This is a genomic window from Burkholderia sp. BCC0322 (genome assembly GCF_902833045.1).
Lineage (GTDB): Bacteria > Pseudomonadota > Gammaproteobacteria > Burkholderiales > Burkholderiaceae > Burkholderia.
In genome coordinates this window covers 106235-123358 of record NZ_CADFDU010000004.1, presented here as the reverse complement: position 1 = coordinate 123358, position 17124 = coordinate 106235, and the positions used below count along the sequence as shown (strand labels likewise).

Annotated in this window: 15 protein-coding genes and 1 pseudogene; 6 read left to right on the top strand and 10 right to left on the bottom strand. The window is 67.7% G+C overall.

Features of this window, described 5'->3' with window-relative positions; genetic code table 11:
* Positions 1-79: 79 nt before the first annotated feature.
* The 4 genes from HWX39_RS13760 (at position 80) to HWX39_RS13745 (ending at position 2394) form a co-directional block, all read left to right on the top strand.
* A complete protein-coding gene (locus HWX39_RS13760; protein ID WP_175968625.1) occupies positions 80-910 on the top strand; it encodes an arylamine N-acetyltransferase in 831 nt (276 codons plus the stop codon).
* 87 nt (positions 911-997) lie between these two features.
* Positions 998-1174 (top strand): ribbon-helix-helix domain-containing protein, encoded by a 177-nt coding sequence (locus HWX39_RS13755; RefSeq protein ID WP_175968624.1) that lies wholly within the window; start codon positions 998-1000, stop codon positions 1172-1174.
* A 1-nt stretch (position 1175) separates the two neighbouring features.
* Entirely contained in the window at positions 1176-1526 is a 351-nt protein-coding gene (locus HWX39_RS13750; protein WP_175968623.1) for a VOC family protein, read from the top strand.
* A gap of 7 nt (positions 1527-1533) precedes the next feature.
* Complete coding sequence (locus tag HWX39_RS13745) at positions 1534-2394, top strand: class I SAM-dependent methyltransferase (RefSeq protein ID WP_175968622.1); 861 nt, start codon at positions 1534-1536, stop codon at positions 2392-2394.
* Positions 2395-2416: 22 nt separating this feature from the next.
* Here HWX39_RS13745 and HWX39_RS13740 read toward each other — a convergent pair whose 3' ends face one another.
* The 5 genes and pseudogenes from HWX39_RS13740 to HWX39_RS13720 form a co-directional block, all read right to left on the bottom strand.
* Complete coding sequence (locus tag HWX39_RS13740; RefSeq protein WP_175968621.1) at positions 2417-7258, bottom strand: NAD-glutamate dehydrogenase; 4842 nt, start codon at positions 7256-7258, stop codon at positions 2417-2419.
* Between the two features lie 138 nt (positions 7259-7396).
* Positions 7397-7617, bottom strand: a pseudogene (locus tag HWX39_RS13735) (hypothetical protein).
* 104 nt (positions 7618-7721) lie between these two features.
* Entirely contained in the window at positions 7722-7910 is a 189-nt protein-coding gene (locus tag HWX39_RS13730) for a 4-oxalocrotonate tautomerase (RefSeq protein ID WP_059500251.1), read from the bottom strand.
* A 52-nt stretch (positions 7911-7962) separates the two neighbouring features.
* The gene (locus HWX39_RS13725; RefSeq protein WP_175968620.1) at positions 7963-8739 is read right to left on the bottom strand and encodes a class II aldolase/adducin family protein; all 777 of its coding nucleotides are present in this window, start codon (positions 8737-8739) and stop codon (positions 7963-7965) included.
* Positions 8714-9607, bottom strand: coding sequence for an urea transporter (locus tag HWX39_RS13720; RefSeq protein ID WP_175968619.1), 894 nt, complete (start codon positions 9605-9607; stop codon positions 8714-8716). Before HWX39_RS13720 ends, HWX39_RS13725 begins: the two co-directional genes overlap by 26 nt.
* A 271-nt stretch (positions 9608-9878) precedes the next feature.
* Between HWX39_RS13720 and HWX39_RS13715 the strand changes: the two genes are divergently transcribed.
* Positions 9879-10439 (top strand): putative glycolipid-binding domain-containing protein, encoded by a 561-nt coding sequence (locus HWX39_RS13715; protein ID WP_175968618.1) that lies wholly within the window; start codon positions 9879-9881, stop codon positions 10437-10439.
* Here the strand turns inward: HWX39_RS13715 and HWX39_RS13710 are convergent.
* From HWX39_RS13710 to HWX39_RS13690, 5 genes are all read right to left on the bottom strand, one after another.
* Entirely contained in the window at positions 10394-11305 is a 912-nt protein-coding gene (locus tag HWX39_RS13710) for an alpha/beta fold hydrolase (RefSeq protein ID WP_175968617.1), read from the bottom strand. The two genes, HWX39_RS13715 and HWX39_RS13710, sit on opposite strands and share 46 nt — an antisense overlap.
* Before the next feature lie 4 nt (positions 11306-11309).
* Positions 11310-12215, bottom strand: coding sequence for a metal-dependent hydrolase (locus HWX39_RS13705; RefSeq protein ID WP_175968616.1), 906 nt, complete (start codon positions 12213-12215; stop codon positions 11310-11312).
* The gene (locus HWX39_RS13700) at positions 12212-13144 is read right to left on the bottom strand and encodes an SDR family oxidoreductase (RefSeq protein WP_175968615.1); all 933 of its coding nucleotides are present in this window, start codon (positions 13142-13144) and stop codon (positions 12212-12214) included. Before HWX39_RS13700 ends, HWX39_RS13705 begins: the two co-directional genes overlap by 4 nt.
* Positions 13145-13165: 21 nt before the next feature.
* A complete protein-coding gene (locus HWX39_RS13695) occupies positions 13166-14755 on the bottom strand; it encodes an NAD(P)/FAD-dependent oxidoreductase (RefSeq protein WP_175968614.1) in 1590 nt (529 codons plus the stop codon).
* A gap of 246 nt (positions 14756-15001) precedes the next feature.
* Positions 15002-15673, bottom strand: coding sequence for a lysoplasmalogenase (locus tag HWX39_RS13690; protein WP_175968613.1), 672 nt, complete (start codon positions 15671-15673; stop codon positions 15002-15004).
* A gap of 365 nt (positions 15674-16038) precedes the next feature.
* Here HWX39_RS13690 and speB point away from each other — a divergent pair, with 365 nt between their 5' ends.
* On the top strand, positions 16039-17007 hold the full coding sequence (gene speB, locus HWX39_RS13685) for an agmatinase (protein WP_175968612.1): 969 nt from the start codon (positions 16039-16041) through the stop codon (positions 17005-17007).
* Positions 17008-17124: the final 117 nt, after the last annotated feature.

The window sequence follows — 17124 nt, the reverse complement described above, 5'->3', positions numbered from 1 at the left end:
GCGACGCAAAGATGGCCCCGCACAACATGGGGATTTCGCGCGATGTTATCGTGGCGTGTCCCTTTTTCGGTGCAGGTTCATGACAGACTCGTTTGACCTCTCGCGCTATTTCTCCCGCATCGGCTACGACGGCCCGGTCGAGCCGACCCTCGACGTGCTGCGCCAGCTGCATCTGCTGCACCCTCAGGCGATTCCGTTCGAAAACCTCAATCCGCTGACCGGTGCGCGCGTCGCGCTCGACCTGCCGTCGATCGTCGACAAGGTGCTCGCGCATCGCCGCGGCGGCTACTGCTTCGAACTCAACAAGCTGTTCCATGCGGCGCTCACGACGATCGGCTTTCGCGTGACGCCGATGATCGCGCGCGTGCGCTGGATGCAGCCGCCGGAAGTCGCCACCGCGCATACGCACATGCTGCTGCACATCGATCTCGAGGGCGCGGCCTGGCTCGCCGACATCGGCTTCGGCAGCGCGACGCTCACCGCGCCGCTGCGTTTCGTGCCGGACGAGCGTCAGCTGACGCCGCACGGCGTGTTCCGTGTCGTCGCCGCGCCGGTCGACGGCGAATTCGACATGCAGATCGAGACGCCCGACGGCTGGCAGACCACCTATCGCTTCCAGCCGAAGCGGGTCGAGTGGATCGATTACGACGCCGCGAACTGGTTCACGTCGACGTATCCCGAATCGATCTTCCTGCATAACCTGATCGCCTGCCGCGTGCTGCCTGACGGCCGTGCCGCGCTGCGCAACACCACGCTGACGATTCGCGACGCGGCGGGCGTCGGGCGCGCCGTCACGTTCGACGATGCGGCCGCCTGGGGCGCATGCCTGCGCGACACGATCGGCGTCGACACGACGGGATTCGATCTCGACGCGCTGTTCGCGCGGCTGGCGGCGCGCAGCGCGACGTAACCCGGATCCACGACAGCCCAGGGCGGCCCGCACAGACGGGCCGCGCTTGCGGTTGACTTTTGCTAGATTGCTAGCATACTAGCCATCATGACCGAAGAAGAAGTCAAGCAGTTCAACGTTTACCTGCCGCTCAGCCTGATCCGGCAGGTCAAGCATCGCGCCATCGAAACGGAGCAATCGCTGTCCGCGCTGGTGGCCGACGCATTGCGCGCGTACCTGGCCGCGCCGCCGCCGGGCGCGGGGCCGTCCACCAAGGAGGAGTGACATGTCATCCGAGCGCATCGAAGCCGTGTACCTGACGACGCACAACTGGGGCAAGTCGGCAAAGTTCTTCCAGGCGCTGGGCTTCACGCTGGCGTTCGAAACCGATCACAACTCGGGCCAGCTGCGCAGCGGCGACGGCCCCTTTCTGTTCATCGCGGAAGTGCCGCCGGGCGAGACGCCGGACCTGCAGGTCGTGCTCAAGGTGCCGGATGAACAGGCCGTGCAGCCGCAGCCGATCGTCGACGTCGTCACGCCGTTCGAGGACACCCACTGGGGCACGCGCGACATGACCGTGCGCGATCCGGACGGCCGTGTATGGCGCCTGCAGGCGCCGGGCAAGCAGGGCGCGTGAGGCGGCGATGACCGAACCCCGCGAAAGCGCCCCCGACAGCACGGCCGCGCGTGTCGCGCTGTGGCGCGCATTGCACGTCGAACTCGACGCGCCGCCGCCGGTGCTCGCTGACGAAGTCGGCCTGCAACTGCTCGCGCCGGAACCCGGCTGGCAGCAGCGCGGCGACATGGATCCGCAGTTCACGCGGCCGTTTCGTGCGTCGATCGTCGCGCGGGCGCGTTTCATCGAGGATCTGGTGGTCGAGCAGGCCGCGCGCGGCGTGAGCCAGTACGTGATCCTCGGCGCGGGCCTCGACAGCTTCGTGCAGCGCCGGCCCGACATGGCGTCGCGCGTGACCGTCTTCGAGGTCGACCCGCCCGCGCCGCAGGCCTGGAAGCAGCGCCGCCTGGTCGAGCTCGGTTTCGGCGTGCCCGACTGGCTGCGTTTCGTGCCGGTCGATTTCGAGGCGAAGCAGTCGTGGCGCGCGGCGCTCGTCGGTGCGGGCTTCGATGCCGGCAAGCCGGCGGTCGTGGTGTCCACCGGCGTCAGCATGTACCTGACTCACGAAGCGAATGCGGCCGCGTTGCGCGAAGCTGCGTCGCTCGCGCCGGGCTCGACGCTTGCGATGACGTTCCTGCTGCCGCTGGAGCATGCGGATCCGGATGTGCGCCCCGGGCTGGAAATGGCCGCGAAGGGCGCGCGGGCAAGCGGCACGCCGTTCATCAGCTTCTTCATGCCGGCGCAGATCCAGGCGCTCGCGCGCGAGGCAGGCTTCGCGCACGCCGCGCACGTATCGGCCGCCGATCTGACGCGCCGTTACTTCGCCGATCGCACCGACGGCCTGCGGCCGCCGAACAACGCGGAAGAGCTGCTGGTCGCGACGGTCTGAGCCGTCGCGGCCATCGCGACCATCACGCCCGTTCGAGCACGGCCATTTCCCGCACGATCACGAGCAGCACCGCGAGGCTCGCGCCACCCGATGCGCGCAGGTCCGCGAGCAGGTGCTCGTAGCGCGCAAGTGCGGCTTCGCGGCGCGCGCGCCACGCGCCGACGATCGTTTCCGGCGTGGTCGAATCGGGCGACTCCGCGAGTGCGCTCGTCGCGAGCGTGCGCTTGAGGCGCGCGACTTCCGCGAGCGCGGCCGCGCGCGCCAGCATGTCCCAGTGCGTCGGCGTCGGCAGCGTTGCCGCCCGTTCGCCGATCCAGCTGTAATTGAGCAGCGTGCCGAGCGAAAAATAGACCCCCGCGACGAGTTCGAGGCTGCGGTTGCTGGTCGCGGCCACTTCGGCGATGTCGAGCAGCGCGGCCGAGATGTCGCCGCTCGCGACGCGCACCGCGAGCGCGCTGTCGACCCCGGCTTCGACCAGCACGCGCTGCCGCTCGGACAGCGCTTCGAGATCGTCGGCCGGCAGCAGCGACGGCAGTTGCGGCGCAAGCCGCTGCGCCGCGTCGCGGCAGCGCGCGATCAGCTCGGCGACGCCACCATCGGCCACCGCGCCGGATTGCAGGTGCCGCAGGAACCACAGCGCCGCGCGCTCCAGCAGCCGCGCGACGTCGACGAACATGCGCGCCTGCACGTCGTCGGCCACGCGGTTGTCGAGCGCGTCGATATCGCGCCACACCGCATCGAGGTCGAACACGTCGCGCGCCATGATGCACGCGCGCACGATGTCGCCGGGCTTCGCGTCGGTTTCCTCCATCAGCCGGTGCACGAACGCGCAGCCGACGCGGTTCACGAGCGCGTTGGTCAGGTGCGTCGCGAGGATCTCGCGGCGCAGCGGATGGCGGAGCATCGGTTCGCTGAAGCGTTGCTGCAGCGGCTTCGGGAAGTAGTCGACGAGCATCGCGGCGACGAGCGGATCTTCCGGCACGTCGGATTCGAGCAGCGCGTCGTACAGCCACATCTTGCTGTACGCGAGCAGCACCGCGCGTTCCGGCGACGTGAGGCCGAGCTTCGCGGCCTGCCGTTCCGCGACTTCATCGTCGGTCGGCAGGAATTCGATCACGCGATTCAGGCGGCCCGCGCGTTCGAGCCAGCGCATCAGGCGCGCCTCGGCGTCGAGCAGCTCGACCGCATAGCGGCCGGCGATCGACAGTGCCTGCGTCTGGTAGTAGTTGTCGCGCAGCACGAGCAGCCCGACTTCGTCGGTCATCTCCGCGAGCAGCGCGTTGCGCTGTTTCTCGGTCATCTCGCCGTCGGACACGACGAGCCCGAGCAGGATCTTGATGTTGACTTCGTGATCCGAACAATCGACGCCGGCCGAGTTGTCGATCGCATCGGTGTTGATGCGGCCGCCGCGCTGCGCGAACTCGATGCGGCCGAACTGCGTGCAGCCGAGGTTGCCGCCTTCGCCGACCACCTTGCAGCGCAGCTCCGCGCCGTTCACGCGCACCGCGTCATTCGCGCGGTCGCCAACCTGCTGGTGAGTTTCGTGCGTGGCCTTCACGTAGGTGCCGATGCCGCCGTTGTACAGCAGGTCGACCGGTGCCTGCAGGATCGCGCGGATCAGCTCGGCCGGCGGCAGCGCATGTGCGTCGATGCCGAGCGCGGCCTGCACGGCCGGCGACAGCGGGATCGTCTTCGCGGTGCGCGGATACACACCGCCGCCTGCCGAAATCGCGGCGGGATCGTAGTCGGCCCAGCTCGACCGTTCGAGCGCGAACATGCGCTGGCGCTCCGCGAAGCTGATCGCCGGATCGGGGTTCGGGTCGAGGAACACGTGCCGGTGATCGAACGCGGCGACGAGCCGGATATGCGGCGACAGCAGCATCCCGTTGCCGAACACGTCGCCCGACATGTCGCCGACGCCGACCACCGTGAAATCGGTCGTCTGCGTATCGATGCCCATCTCGCGGAAGTGCCGCTTCACCGATTCCCACGCGCCGCGCGCGGTGATCGCCATCTTTTTATGGTCGTAGCCGACCGAGCCGCCGGACGCGAACGCGTCGTCGAGCCAGAAGCCGTATTCGTGCGAGATCGCGTTCGCGTAGTCGGAGAAGGTGGCCGTGCCCTTGTCGGCGGCGACGACCAGATACGGATCGTCGGGGTCGTGGCGCACGACGTCGGGCGGCGGCACGATCGCGTTGCCGACCAGGTTGTCGGTCAGGTCGAGCAGGCCGCGCAGGAAGGTCTGGTAGCACGCGATGCCTTCGCGCATCCACGCCTCGCGATCGCTCGGCGGCGGCGGGTTCTTCACGACGAAGCCGCCTTTCGAGCCGACCGGCACGATCACGACGTTCTTCACCATCTGCGCCTTCATCAGCCCGAGCACCTCGGTGCGGAAATCCTCGCGGCGGTCCGACCAGCGCAGGCCGCCGCGCGCGACGCGCCCGCCGCGCAGGTGCACGCCCTCGACACGCGGCGAATACACCCAGATCTCGAACATCGGCTTCGGTTCGGGCAGGCCCGGTACTTTCGCCGGATTGAACTTGAACGACAGGTACGGTTTCGATTCGCCGTTCGCGTCGCGCAGGAAGTAGTTCGTGCGCTCGGTCGCGTTGATCACGCCGAGGAACTGGCGCAGGATGCGGTCCTCGTCGAGATTCGGCACCTGGTCGAGCGCGGTTTCGATCGCCTTCAGCAGCCGCTCGGCCTGCACGTCGCGCGTGTCGCCGGTGGCCGGGTCGAAACGCAGCAGGAACAGCTCGACGAACTGCCGCGCGATCGCCGGATTGCCGGTCAGCGCGCGCTCGATGTAGGCGTCGCTGAACGTCGAGCCGACTTGCCGCAGGTATTTCGCATATGCGCGCAGGATTGTCACTTCGCGTGCGCTCAGGTGCGCACGCAGCACGAGGCGGTTGAAGTCGTCGTTCTCGATCCGGCCGCTCCAGATCCGATCGAACGCATCCTCGAACAGGCCTTTCACACGCTCGATGTCGAACTCGGTATCGTCGGCGAGCTCGAGCCCGAAGTCGTGCACCCACGCGTGCGAGCCGTCCTGCGTCTGGATCCGGTACGGCCGCTCCTCGTCGACGCGCACGCCGAGATGCTCGAGCATCGGCAGGCTGCGCGACAGCGCGATCGGGTCGCCCGCGCGATAGACCTTGAAGCGGAACGCGCGCGCGTCGGCCTCGATCGGCCGGTACAGGTTCATCGCGAGCTGGCCCGACTCCTTCACGCGTTCGATCAGCTCGATGTCGCGCACGGCCGTGCGCGCCGGATAGTCGTCGCGATAGCCGGCCGGGAACGAATCGGCATAGCGCTGCAGCAAGCGGTTGCCTTGTTCCTCGCCGAATGCGTCGAGCAGCGCGTCGGCGAGATCGTCCTGCCAGCGGCGCGCCACCTGTACGAGCCGCGTCTCGAGTTCGCGCGTGTCGACGTCGGGCATCGTGCCCGGCTCCGCGTGCACGACGAAATGAATGCGGGCGATCGCCGATTCCGACAGCAGCGGCGTGAATTCGACGTTCACGCCGTTGTAGGCATCGACGAGCAGCTTCGCGATGCGCCGGCGCAGGTCGGTGTTGTACTTGTCGCGCGGCACGTACACGAGGCACGACACGAAGCGGTCGAAGCGGTCGCGGCGCACGAACAGCCGCGTGCGCTGGTGTTCCTGCAGCCGCAGGACGCCGAGCGCGATGTCGTAGAGCTGGTCTTCGTCGGCCTGGAACAGTTCGTCGCGCGGATAGGTTTCGAGCACCGTCACGAGCGACTTGCCGAGATGCCCCTTCGGCAGGAAGCCTGCACGCCGCACGATGTTCGCGCACTTGCGGCGCACGATCGGAATGTCGGCATACGAGCCGAAATACGCCGTCGACGTGTAGAGCCCGATGAAGCGGCGCTCGCCGGTGACCTTGCCGTCGGCGCCGACGAGCTTCACGCCCACGTAGTCGAGATAGCCGGGCCGGTGCACGGTCGCGCGCGAGTTCGCCTTGGTCAGGAAGATCGGCCAGGCGCCGGTGATGATGTCGGCGGCGGCCGGCGGCAGCGGCGTCACGTCGGGTGCGCCCGACGTGCGCAGCGATTCGCGCAGGATGCCGAGGCCCGTCCCGTCGATGCCGCGCAGGCCGAAGCCGGTGCCGTCCGACACGAGCGCGTAGTCGCGCTGGCCGAGGAACGTGAAGTGATCGGCGGCCATCCATTCGAGGAACGCGCGCGCCTCGATGTCTTCCGCGGTCGATTCGCGCGCCTTCATGTCCTTGATCGTCGCGCGCGCGATGTCGACGATCTTCGGCCAATCTTCCACCGACGCGCGCACGTCGCCGAGCACGTGCGCGATGTCGTTGCGCAACGTGTTGAGCAGCGCGGCATCGCCGCAGCGATCGACTTCGAAATGGATGAACGACGCGAGTTGCGACTGGCCGTCGCCGGGCGTCGCGCCGCCCGCATCGACGCGCTCGATGCCGCCATCGCGACCGCGCCAGATGCGGAATACCGGGTGCAGCGCCGAATGCAGCGCGAGCCCGAGGCGGTTGACGGCCATCGTCACCGAATCGACGAGGAACGGCATGTCGTCGTTGACGATCTCGATGACCGTGTGGTCGGAATGCCAGCCGTGCTGTTCGAGGATCGGGTTGTACACGCGCAGCCGCTCGCTGCCGGGCACGAATTTCTGGGCGGTCTGCCAGTGCGCCATCGCGGCGCCGTAGAGATCGGCGATGCTGCGGCTCTGCAGATCGTCGGCATCGACGAAATCGTAGTAATGACGCAGGAAGGGTTCGACGCTCCGGAACGTGGCTTCGGGCAAGCGCCCGCGCGCGAATTCGACGACGTCGGAGAGCAGGTGTGCGACGACTTCCTCGTTCTTCGCTTCCATGGCGGTCTCCCGGGTGGCCATTGGCTGCTGCGTCTGTCCGGCATTATGCGCCGATTGCGTGACAAAGCGATGTGCGGACGCACAACGGGAGGAAGGGAGGGAGCCTGCAACGCGTGTGCTCGGCATTGCAGGCGAGCGTCAAGTCAGCTCGGGTGGCTTCAGGTCGGGGGGGGCGCGTAGAGCGGGTTCATGAAGTCGACCAGCATTGTGGTCAACACCTGCGACACGAATTCACGACAGGCGACGAATTCGTGCGGCGGGCACGTCTCTTTGACCTGATGGAGCGATTGATCCAGTTTCATGCCCATCGACAGGATCATTTCGTTCAGCGTCGTGGCGATGTGTTTGTCTTCGATCATGCAGACTCCATCGAATGCCGTGTGTGCGGCGCGGTGGTTCCGGTGTCACCGCGGCTCGAGCGCATACCGCCCGGAAGGTTCTGCCGGCGCCGACGCGATGCCTGTCAGCGCTCGTCGCTCCACAGCTTCCCGGCCGTCGCCCAGTTCTCCTTTTTCACGTCGGTCAGGATGATATCGACCGAGCCCGGCGTGCAGCCGAGCGTCTCGCACGTGACGCGCGTGATCGCTTCGACGAATGCGCGCTTCTGTTCGACCGTGCGGCCTTCGAACAACTGGATATTGAAAGTCGGCATGACTGGAGGCTCCGATGGTTTGGGGTGGAAATTCGGTGGGACGCCGGCAACGTCAGTCGCGATACGTCGGATCGATCCGGTCGAGCCGGCGCAGCAGCGCCGGCCATTCCAGTTCGCCTTCGATCGCGCCGCCGTCGCGCAGTTGTTCGGCGGTGCGGTCGGCGACGGCCGGGTCGGGCAGCACGAGCGGCCCGCCGCCCGCCTGCGCGCGCACCTGGATGTCGCACGCCTTGATCAGCGTATCCATCAGCACATAGGCTTCGGCGACCGTGCGGCCGACCGTCAGCGTGCCGTGATTGCGCAACAGCATCGCGGATTTCGTGCCGAGGCTGGAAGTCAGCCGCGCGCCTTCGGCCGGCGAGAACGCGAGCGCCTCGTAGTCGTGGTACGCCAGGTCGCCATGAAACCGCAGCGCGTGTTGCGACGCGGGCAACAGCCCGTCGCGCTGGATCGACACGGCGATGCCGGCCGTATTGTGCAGATGCATCACGCACACGGCGTCGGCGCGCGCCGCGTGTACGGCCGCATGCAGCGCGAAGCCGGTCACGTTGACCGCATGCTCGCTGTCGCCGATCCGGTTGCCGGCCAGGTCGATCTTCACGAGGTTCGACGCGCGGACCTCGTCGAACGTGAGGCCGAACGGGTTGATCAGGAAGTGGCCGGGCTCGCCGGGCACAGCCGCGGAAAGGTGCGTGTAGATCAGGTCGTCCCAGCTGTTGAGCGCGACGAGCCGATACGCGGCGGCGAGGTCGACGCGCAGCCGGCGTTCGGCGTCGGAGATCGGGCCACCGGGTTTCACGGCATCAGGACGGTGTGCGAATGACGACATCGGTTTCTCCGAGGGTGAAGCGGCGCGCGACGGCCACCGTGACCCACGACGCGAGCGCGAACGGGGCCGTGAATGCGGGGATGCCCGTTTGCGTCGCGAGCCACTGGATCAACGCGGCGAGTGCGGCGGCCGCGAACGCCGCGCGCGGGCCGCGCGGCATCAGCGCGAGCGCGGCGAGTGCGCCGTTGAAGCCGAGCAGGCCGCCTGCGAACGATACGCGATCGGCACCGAGCGCGACCAGCAGCACGGTCGACACGATGGCGCCGCCGAGCGCGAACGCGGCCGCGCGACGAGACGCGCAGGCGATGCCGGCGACGATCAGCGCGCCGGCCCACGCACCTTGCGCGAAGGTGGTCTGCGCGACGCCCGCGAACAGCGCGTCGGCGATGGAAGACAGCGCCAGTGTCGCGCCGACCGTGGCGCCGTTTGTTTGCTGCAGCGCGACAAACGGCAGCCACAGCGCGGTGACGGCGAGGCACGGGCTCGAATACGGGCACAGGCGCCAGCGAGCGAGCGGCGCGCGCATCGCGCGCTGTACGAGCGCCGCGCCGATTGCGACCAGCGGCATCAGTGCGAGTGCGGCGAGCGGATAGGGCACGAACAGCACCGCGATCAGCGCGGCGAGCGCGCCGTTGAAGCCGTGCAGCCCCTGTTCGACGTCGCGGCGCTCGGCGCCCGTCAGCACGGCGGTCATGCTGGCGGCGGCCGAACCGACCAGCGCCGCGCAGGCGAGCCGCACGTCGGTCAGCGCCAGCGCGGCGAGCAGCATCGCGCCGGTGAACGCATTCGCCTGCAGGACGATCTGCCCGATGCCGCGCAGCAAAATGCGCAGGTCGATCGACGGCGAGGCGGAACGGGCGATAGGCATGTCGGCGGCGTAACAGGACGAGCCGCGAGCATAGGACACAATCCTGTGCACCGGAATAGGGAATCATGGATAGTCAGGATTTGTGGGCGGCGCCCCGAATTGGGGCGTGGTGATGCCCGCCGGCCTGCGCTGACGTTTTTGGCAATGTGTCAGTTTCCGCGGCGAATTTGAGCGATCGCCAGCCTTTCGGAACAAGTACGCGTTTGTTGGCGTCTTCGTTCGGGAATTTGTGCGACGATGCCACGCATCAAGGAAGCCGGGAGGCGGAACGATGCGCGAAGTGCGTTGGGCGTCGCTCGAGGGCGACGGGGTCGAACATCTGACGTTCGACCGGAGCGGCGGCGGGATCGTCGTCGAAAGCGCGGTAGTCGGCCAGCGGTACGGCCGTGCGTACGGGCTCGCGTATCGCGTCGAGTGCGATGCGCACTGGCTCGTGACGTACGCGGTGCTCAAGGTGATGGGCGGCGGCACGCTCGAATTGCGCGGCGACGGCGCAGGCCACTGGCACGACGGCGCGGGCCGCGCGTTGCCCGAGCTCGACGGCTGCATCGACATCGACATCGCGGCCACGCCGTTCACGAATTCGCTGCCGATCGGCCGCCTCGGGCTCGCGCGCGGCGAGCGGCGGCCGATCGACGTCGCGTATATCTCGACGCCGGACCTGAAGGTCACGCCGGTCAAGCAGGCCTACGCATGCATCGAGCCGGGCCGGCGCTACCGCTACGAAGGCATCTTCCGGAATTTCACGGCCGAGATGGAGATCGACGACGACGGGCTCGTCGTCGACTACGAGACGCTGTTCAGGCGCCTGCCGGCGCCGGCGGTGCGCTGAACCGCGGCGTTCGTGACCGCCGGCCGCTCCTGCGCGGACGCGAAGCGGTCGATCCGCGACGCGATCATGTCGGGATGGCGCAGCACGATCCAGTGCGTGCCGTCGATTTCCTCGCGCACGTGGTCGCCGAGCCAGCGGTCGAGGTCGACCGACATCTCGGGTGTCACGTAGCGGTCGCGCACCGGCACCAGGATCTGCACGGGCGCCTGCGCGTACCGCTCACGCGGCTTGCGTGCCCGTGCGATGAAGTTCGCCCGGTACAGTTGCAGCCCGTTCAGCGCGTTCTTCAGTTGCACGGGGTCGCGCTCCGCCCGCACGCGTTCGGTGAGCTGCAGCCAGCGCGGCCACAATGCCGCGCCGCCGAGCCGCCACACCAGCGACGGCACGAGCGGCAGGTGGAAGAACGCGATGTACCACGACTTCAGGCTCTGCTTGAGCCGCATCTTCGCGCGGAACACGTGATCGAGGCACGGGCCCGAGATCGACGTGTACGACGCGATCCGGCCGCGGAACGCGGGGTCGGTCACGGCCTCCCAGCACTGGATCGAGCCCCAGTCGTGGCCGACGAGATGGAACGGCCGGCCGCCGCAGGTCGCGTCGGCCACCGCCTTCAGGTCACCGGCGAGCCGTTCGAGCGTGTAGTCGGCACGGCGGCGCGGCGCATCGGAGGCGCCGGCGCCGCGCACGTCGTACGCGATCACGCGGTAGCGCTTCGCGAGCCGCGCGCGGATCGGCGCCCATACGGCCGCCGAATCGGGGTAGCCGTGCACGAGGATCAGCGGCGGCGCGCGACGCGACCCGCTTACGTAGACGGCGAGTTTCACGTCGCCGGACTGGACGGTCAGCATCTCGTGGGCGCGCGCCATGGCGTCATGCCTGCGGAACCGGGTGCAGCGGCACGCGGCGCGGGGCGGCTTGCGCGGCGTAGCGCGCGTTGGTTGCGTCGATGTTCTCGAGCAGCGTGTCGAGCCCCTGCAGGTACTGGTGGTTGTCGTGGTCCCACGGGTGGAAGCCCGGGCGGAAGTAGTCGAGCCATTCGCGCGCAATGCTCGGGAACACGCCGTGCTTCGGGCTGTACAGGTACTTCACGAGGCGCCACATCCCGCCGAACTTGCCGTGTTCGCGACGGTGCGCGCGCATCAGGCGCACGTGGAAGTCGAACACGATGGCCCAGAAGAACACGGTCGTCGTCAGCATCGTGCCCGTGCGCAGCAGGTAGCTGCCGAGGCCCGGCTTCATCACGGTGGTCCATACGTCGTACGACACCGCCTTGTGCTCGGTTTCTTCCATCGCATGCCACATCCACATCTGCTGGTAGCCTTCGACCGAGCCGTCGATGCGGTGCTCGTGTCCCGACAGCAGCTGGTTCGCGAGAATCGCCGTGTAGTGCTCGAGCGCGATCGTGATCGCGAGCTGCATCGAATGCGGCAGCACATTCTTGAACCAGCCGAGGATCGTCCAAAGGCGCTTGTCGAGCTTGTGCGCGGGCAGGCCGGACGACTGCAGCAGGTCGTTGTATTCGATGTGCTCGCGCGTGTGCATCGCTTCCTGGCCGATGAAGCCGAGCACCTGCTTCTTCAGTTCGGGATCCTCGATCCGGTCGCGGTAGTTGCGCACCGAATCCATGAAGAAGCGTTCGCCCGCCGGGAACAGCAGCGACAGCGCGTTCATGAAATGCGTGACCGGCACGCCCTGCACGTGCCAGTCCTTCGCGCGTTCGGGCGGCAGCGCGAAACGGATGTCGCGCCGCACGGGCATCATGTTCGGGGTCGTCATGATTGTTCTCCTCCCTGATTACCTGCGTTGTTGTAGGTGGCGTGCAGCGGCGCGGCGGCTGGCGTGCCGCGCGCGGCGCGGCGGGCCTTCGCAGCCTCGCGGCGTGTCGCGAGCACGACGAGCGCCTGGTACGCGGACGGCAGGATGCGCGCCATCCAGTCCGCACCCTTCGCATCGCGGCCGATCAGCACGCGGCGCTTGTTCTTGCGCACGCCGGCGAGGATCGTGCGCGCGGCGTCGTCGGCGGTCGTGATGAAGAACTTCTCGAAGCTGTCCTTGCCTTGCTGTTCGCTCTCGACGATGAATCCGACCATGTTCTTCGCGACGCGGCTCGACTGCGCGATGTTCGTGCGGATGCCGCCCGGATGCACGCAGGTCGCCGACACGCCGCACTTCATCATGTCGAGCTCCTGGCGCAGCGATTCGGTGAAGCCGCGCACCGCGAACTTGGTCGCGTTGTAGCCGCTCATGCCCGGCTGCGCGAAGATCCCGAAGATGCTCGACGTGTTGATCACGTGGCCGTCGCCCGAGGCCTTCAGGTGCGGCAGGAACGCCTTCGTGCCGTGCACGACGCCCCAGAAGTTGATGTTGACGATCCACTCGAGGTCGCTGTACTCCATCCCTTCGATCGTGCTCGACAGCGCGACGCCCGCGTTGTTGAAGATCAGGTTGACCTTGCCGTGCTCCTTCGCGGTGTCGTCGGCCCACGCGAACATCGCGTCGCGGTCGCCGACGTCGAGCACGCGCGTCGACACGCGCACGTTCGGCGCGATCGTGCGGACGATCCGTTCGGTTTCGGCGAGGCCGACGCCGTTCTTGTCGGCGAGCGATACCTGGCAGCCGGCCTGCGCGAGCTGGATCGCGAGCGCGCGGCCCATGCCCGAGCCGGCGCCCGTGATCGCGGCGACCTTGTTGGCGAAATCTCTCATGTCGGTTGCTCCTTGTCTGGCTCAGGCCGCTTCGGCGGACGTGGAAGTCGAAGCGGAAGCGGCGGGCGCGGCGGCGGGCCGCGCGCTCGTGTCGTGTTGCGGCGCGCGATACGCGTGGTAGTCGGCGATCGAGAAGTGCGCGGTCGCCTGGCGGAAACGCCAGGTGAAGCCCGGCCACAGCGTCGTGTTCTTGCCGGTGCGCGGATCGAGGTACCAGCTCTTGCAGCCGCCCGTCGACCAGATCGCTTTCTTCAGCTTGCCCTGCAGGTCGCTGTTGAATTGCGCCTCGACGAGCGGGCGCACCTCGATCGCATCCGCACGTTCGCGACGCATCGCCTGCAGTGCGCCGAGGATGTACTCGATCTGCGACTCGATCATGAACACCATCGAGTTGTGGCCGAGGCCCGTGTTCGGGCCGACGATCATGAAGAAGTTCGGGTAGCCGGGCAGCGTCGAGCCGAGATACGCGTGCGCGCCGTCGCGCCATGCGTCGACGATGTCGAGCCCGCCGCGGCCGATGATCGCGCCGCGCGGATACGGATCGGCCACCTGGAAGCCGGTGCCGTAGATCAGGCAGTCGACTTGATGGCGCTTGCCGTCGGTCGTCACGACCGCATCGGCTTCGATATGGTCGATGCCGGTCGTGATCACGTCGACGTTCTTGCGCGACAGCGCCGGGTAGTAGTCGTTCGAGATCAGCACGCGCTTGCAGCCGAGCGTGTAGTTCGGCGTGACGATCTTGCGCAGCTCGGGATCGGGAATCTGCTTGCGGATGTGGCGCAGCGCGAGCTTCTGCACGTTCTTCATCAGCGACGGATGGATCGCGAAGCCGAGCACGCGCGATTCGAGCATCCAGTAGATGCCGCTGCGCACGACCTTCTGCGTGAACGGCAGCGTGCGGAACAGCCACTTCTCGAACCCGGTCAGGTTGCGGTCGGGCTTCGGCATGATCCACGGCGGTGTGCGCTGGAACAGCGCGAGCGCCTTCACGCGCGGCGCGATCTGCGGCACGAACTGGATCGCGCTCGCCCCGGTGCCGATCACCGCGACGCGCTTGCCTTCGAGCGCATAGTCGTGATCCCACTGTTGCGAGTGGAACGCGCGGCCCTTGAAGTTCTCGACGCCGGGAATCGACGGCAGCGCGGCCCGCGACAGCCCACCCATTCCCGACACCAGCACGCGCGCGGACAGCCGCTTGCCGTTCGCGAACGTGAGGCGCCAGCGTTGCGCGGCCTCGTCGTACTCGGCGCGCTGCAGCTCGTGGTTCATGCGCAGGTGCGCGCCGATCCCGAAGCGTTGCACGCAGTCTTCCAGATAGGCACGAATCTCCGGCTGCGGCGCGAACATGCGCGTCCAGCGCGGGTTCGGCGCGAACGAGAACGAATAGACGTGCGATTGCACGTCGCATGCACACCCGGGGTAATGATTGTCGCGCCACGTGCCGCCGACCGACGCGGCCTTCTCGAGGACGACGAAGTCGGTTACGCCTGTCTGACGCAGGCGAATCGCCATCCCGAGGCCGGCGAAGCCGGTGCCGATGATGGCGATGTCGATGGTTTCGTCCTGGCCGTCGTGGCCGGGCGGACCGAAAGGCAACGTGCGAGCATTCATCCGGGTGTCTCCGATTTGGCTCATTTTTGAATGTTACATTGTTTGATGTAACGATAGTGGGTGAACCCGGAAACCGCAAGAGGCTAGAAGCGGCGCTCTAAGGGCCGGAAGCCAGGCGGGAAAAGGCTGAGCGGGGTTTGGAACGGGCCGGTTTCCGCATCGCAGAAGGCGCGGAAACGGCCGTCGATAGGGCGAGAGACGGAGCCGGCGAGGCCGCCGGCGCGCGGCGGTCTGTTTGAAACAGTATCAGGGACGGATCGATCGGGCGGCCGTCTCATGGAAAACCCCGGCCACGATCGTGACCTGCGCGAGCGCATAGAGGCCCCAGATCAGGTAATCGATGCCCGGAAAGCCGCCGAGGAAGCGGCCGACGCCGATCAGCGTATCGGAGCCGACGAAGATCAGGCTGCCGGCGGCCACCAGCGGGCCGCGCGTGCGGGCGATGAGCGAGAAGCTCGCCATCGCGCACAGCACGAGCATGTAGACGGCGACCGGCGCCATCAACTCGCCGAGGTGCGGAAAGAACGCCGCGTAGAACGCCGGCGCGGCGATCCACAGCCCGACGAGCGCGACGATGCGCCAGCCGTGCGGCCGCGCCCGCCAGCGCATGAAGATCGCGCAATAGCACAGGTGCGTGAGCAGGAACGCGCCGAGGCCGAGGACGAACGACAGCGGCCAGTCGGGCAGCGCGAGCAGCACGTCGCCGAGCACGGCCGTCACGAGCGCCGCGCACAGCCACGCGCGTTCGCGCGGCGCAGCGCAAGTGCTGCCTGCCGCGAGCAGCAGGATCCCCATCGCGGCTTTCGCCGCGGCCTGGCCGGGATAGGGCGCGGCGGCGAGCGACAGCCCGTACAGCAGCGCGGCGACGATGGCGAGCGGCCAGAGCCGGCGGTAGGTGGCGGGAAGCGTGGCGATCAAGGCGGGTGTCTCCGGTTTGTTGTTGTCTGCGGTGGACGGCGCGCCGTCGAGGGCGCGGCTGCTGGCCATTATCCGGAAGAAAGGGCGGGCGAAAACCGGCGAATCCTTCTAGGAATCGAGGGCGCGGCCGATGGCGGAAAGCTTCGGCGCGTTGCCCCGGTTGAACCGGGGCAACGACTTCAATTCGGCTTGCTATGATCGCCGCGGTATTGCCGTTATCGATGTGGTTGTTGCTGTCGTTGTTCCGCTCGGCCGCGCGGCTGGATGCGCAAGCCGGTGCGTGCCCGATGAATCCATGCCGTGCCCGGCCCGTGCGCATATGCGAAGCGGGGCGGGCTGGTTTCCCCACGAAAACAGGTCCGACCATGACCGAAATTCTCCACGGCGACGGCGCGATCCGTCGCACGACGCCGTACGGCTCGTCGATCGAAAACACCTATGCGGGCGTGCTGTCGTTCATGCGCCGCAACTATTCGCGCGAGCTCGACGGCGTCGACGTCGCGATCTCCGGCGTGCCGCTCGACCTCGCGACGACCTACCGTTCCGGCGCGCGGCTCGGCCCGGCTGCGATCCGCGCGGCGAGCGTCCAGCTCGCGGAGCTTCATCCGTATCCGTGGGGCTTCAACCCGTTCGACGAGCTCGCGGCTGTCGACTACGGCGATTGCTGGTTCGACGCGCACAACCCGCTGTCGATCAAGCCCGCGATCGTCGAGCATGCGCGCACGATCCTCGGCTCCGGCGCGAAGATGCTGACGCTCGGCGGCGACCACTACATCACGTATCCGCTGCTGGTCGCGCATGCGGAGCGCTACGGCAAGCCGCTGTCGCTGATCCATTTCGACGCACACTGCGACACGTGGGCCGACGACGATCCGGACAGCCTCAATCACGGGACGATGTTCTACAAGGCGGTGAAGGAAGGGCTGATCGACCCGGCGACGTCGGTGCAGGTCGGGATTCGCACATGGAACGATGATTTCCTCGGGATCGAGCGGCTCGATGCGGCCTGGGTGCATGACCATGGCTCGCGCGCGGCGGTCGAGCGGATCGTCGATATCGTGGGCGCTCGGCCGGCGTACCTGACTTTCGACATCGACTGCCTCGATCCGGCGTTCGCGCCCGGCACGGGCACGCCGGTCGCGGGCGGGCTGTCGTCGGCACAGGCGCTCGCGATCGTGCGTGCGCTCGGCGCCGTGAACCTGGTCGGCGCGGACGTGGTCGAGGTCGCGCCGGCTTACGACCACGCGGACATCACGGCGATTGCGGCCGCGCATGTTGCGTGCGACTTGCTGTGCCTGTGGAGGCAGAAGAAGGTGGCGGGGACGCTGAAGTAAGTCGGCATGCCGGGCGTGCGGGCGCCGCTGGCGCGGTGCGCGCATCGCCGGATCATTGGGCGGTGTGCTGTTTGCATTTCGATGATCCGGAGAGAAGTCTTCGCGGATTTCCGTAGA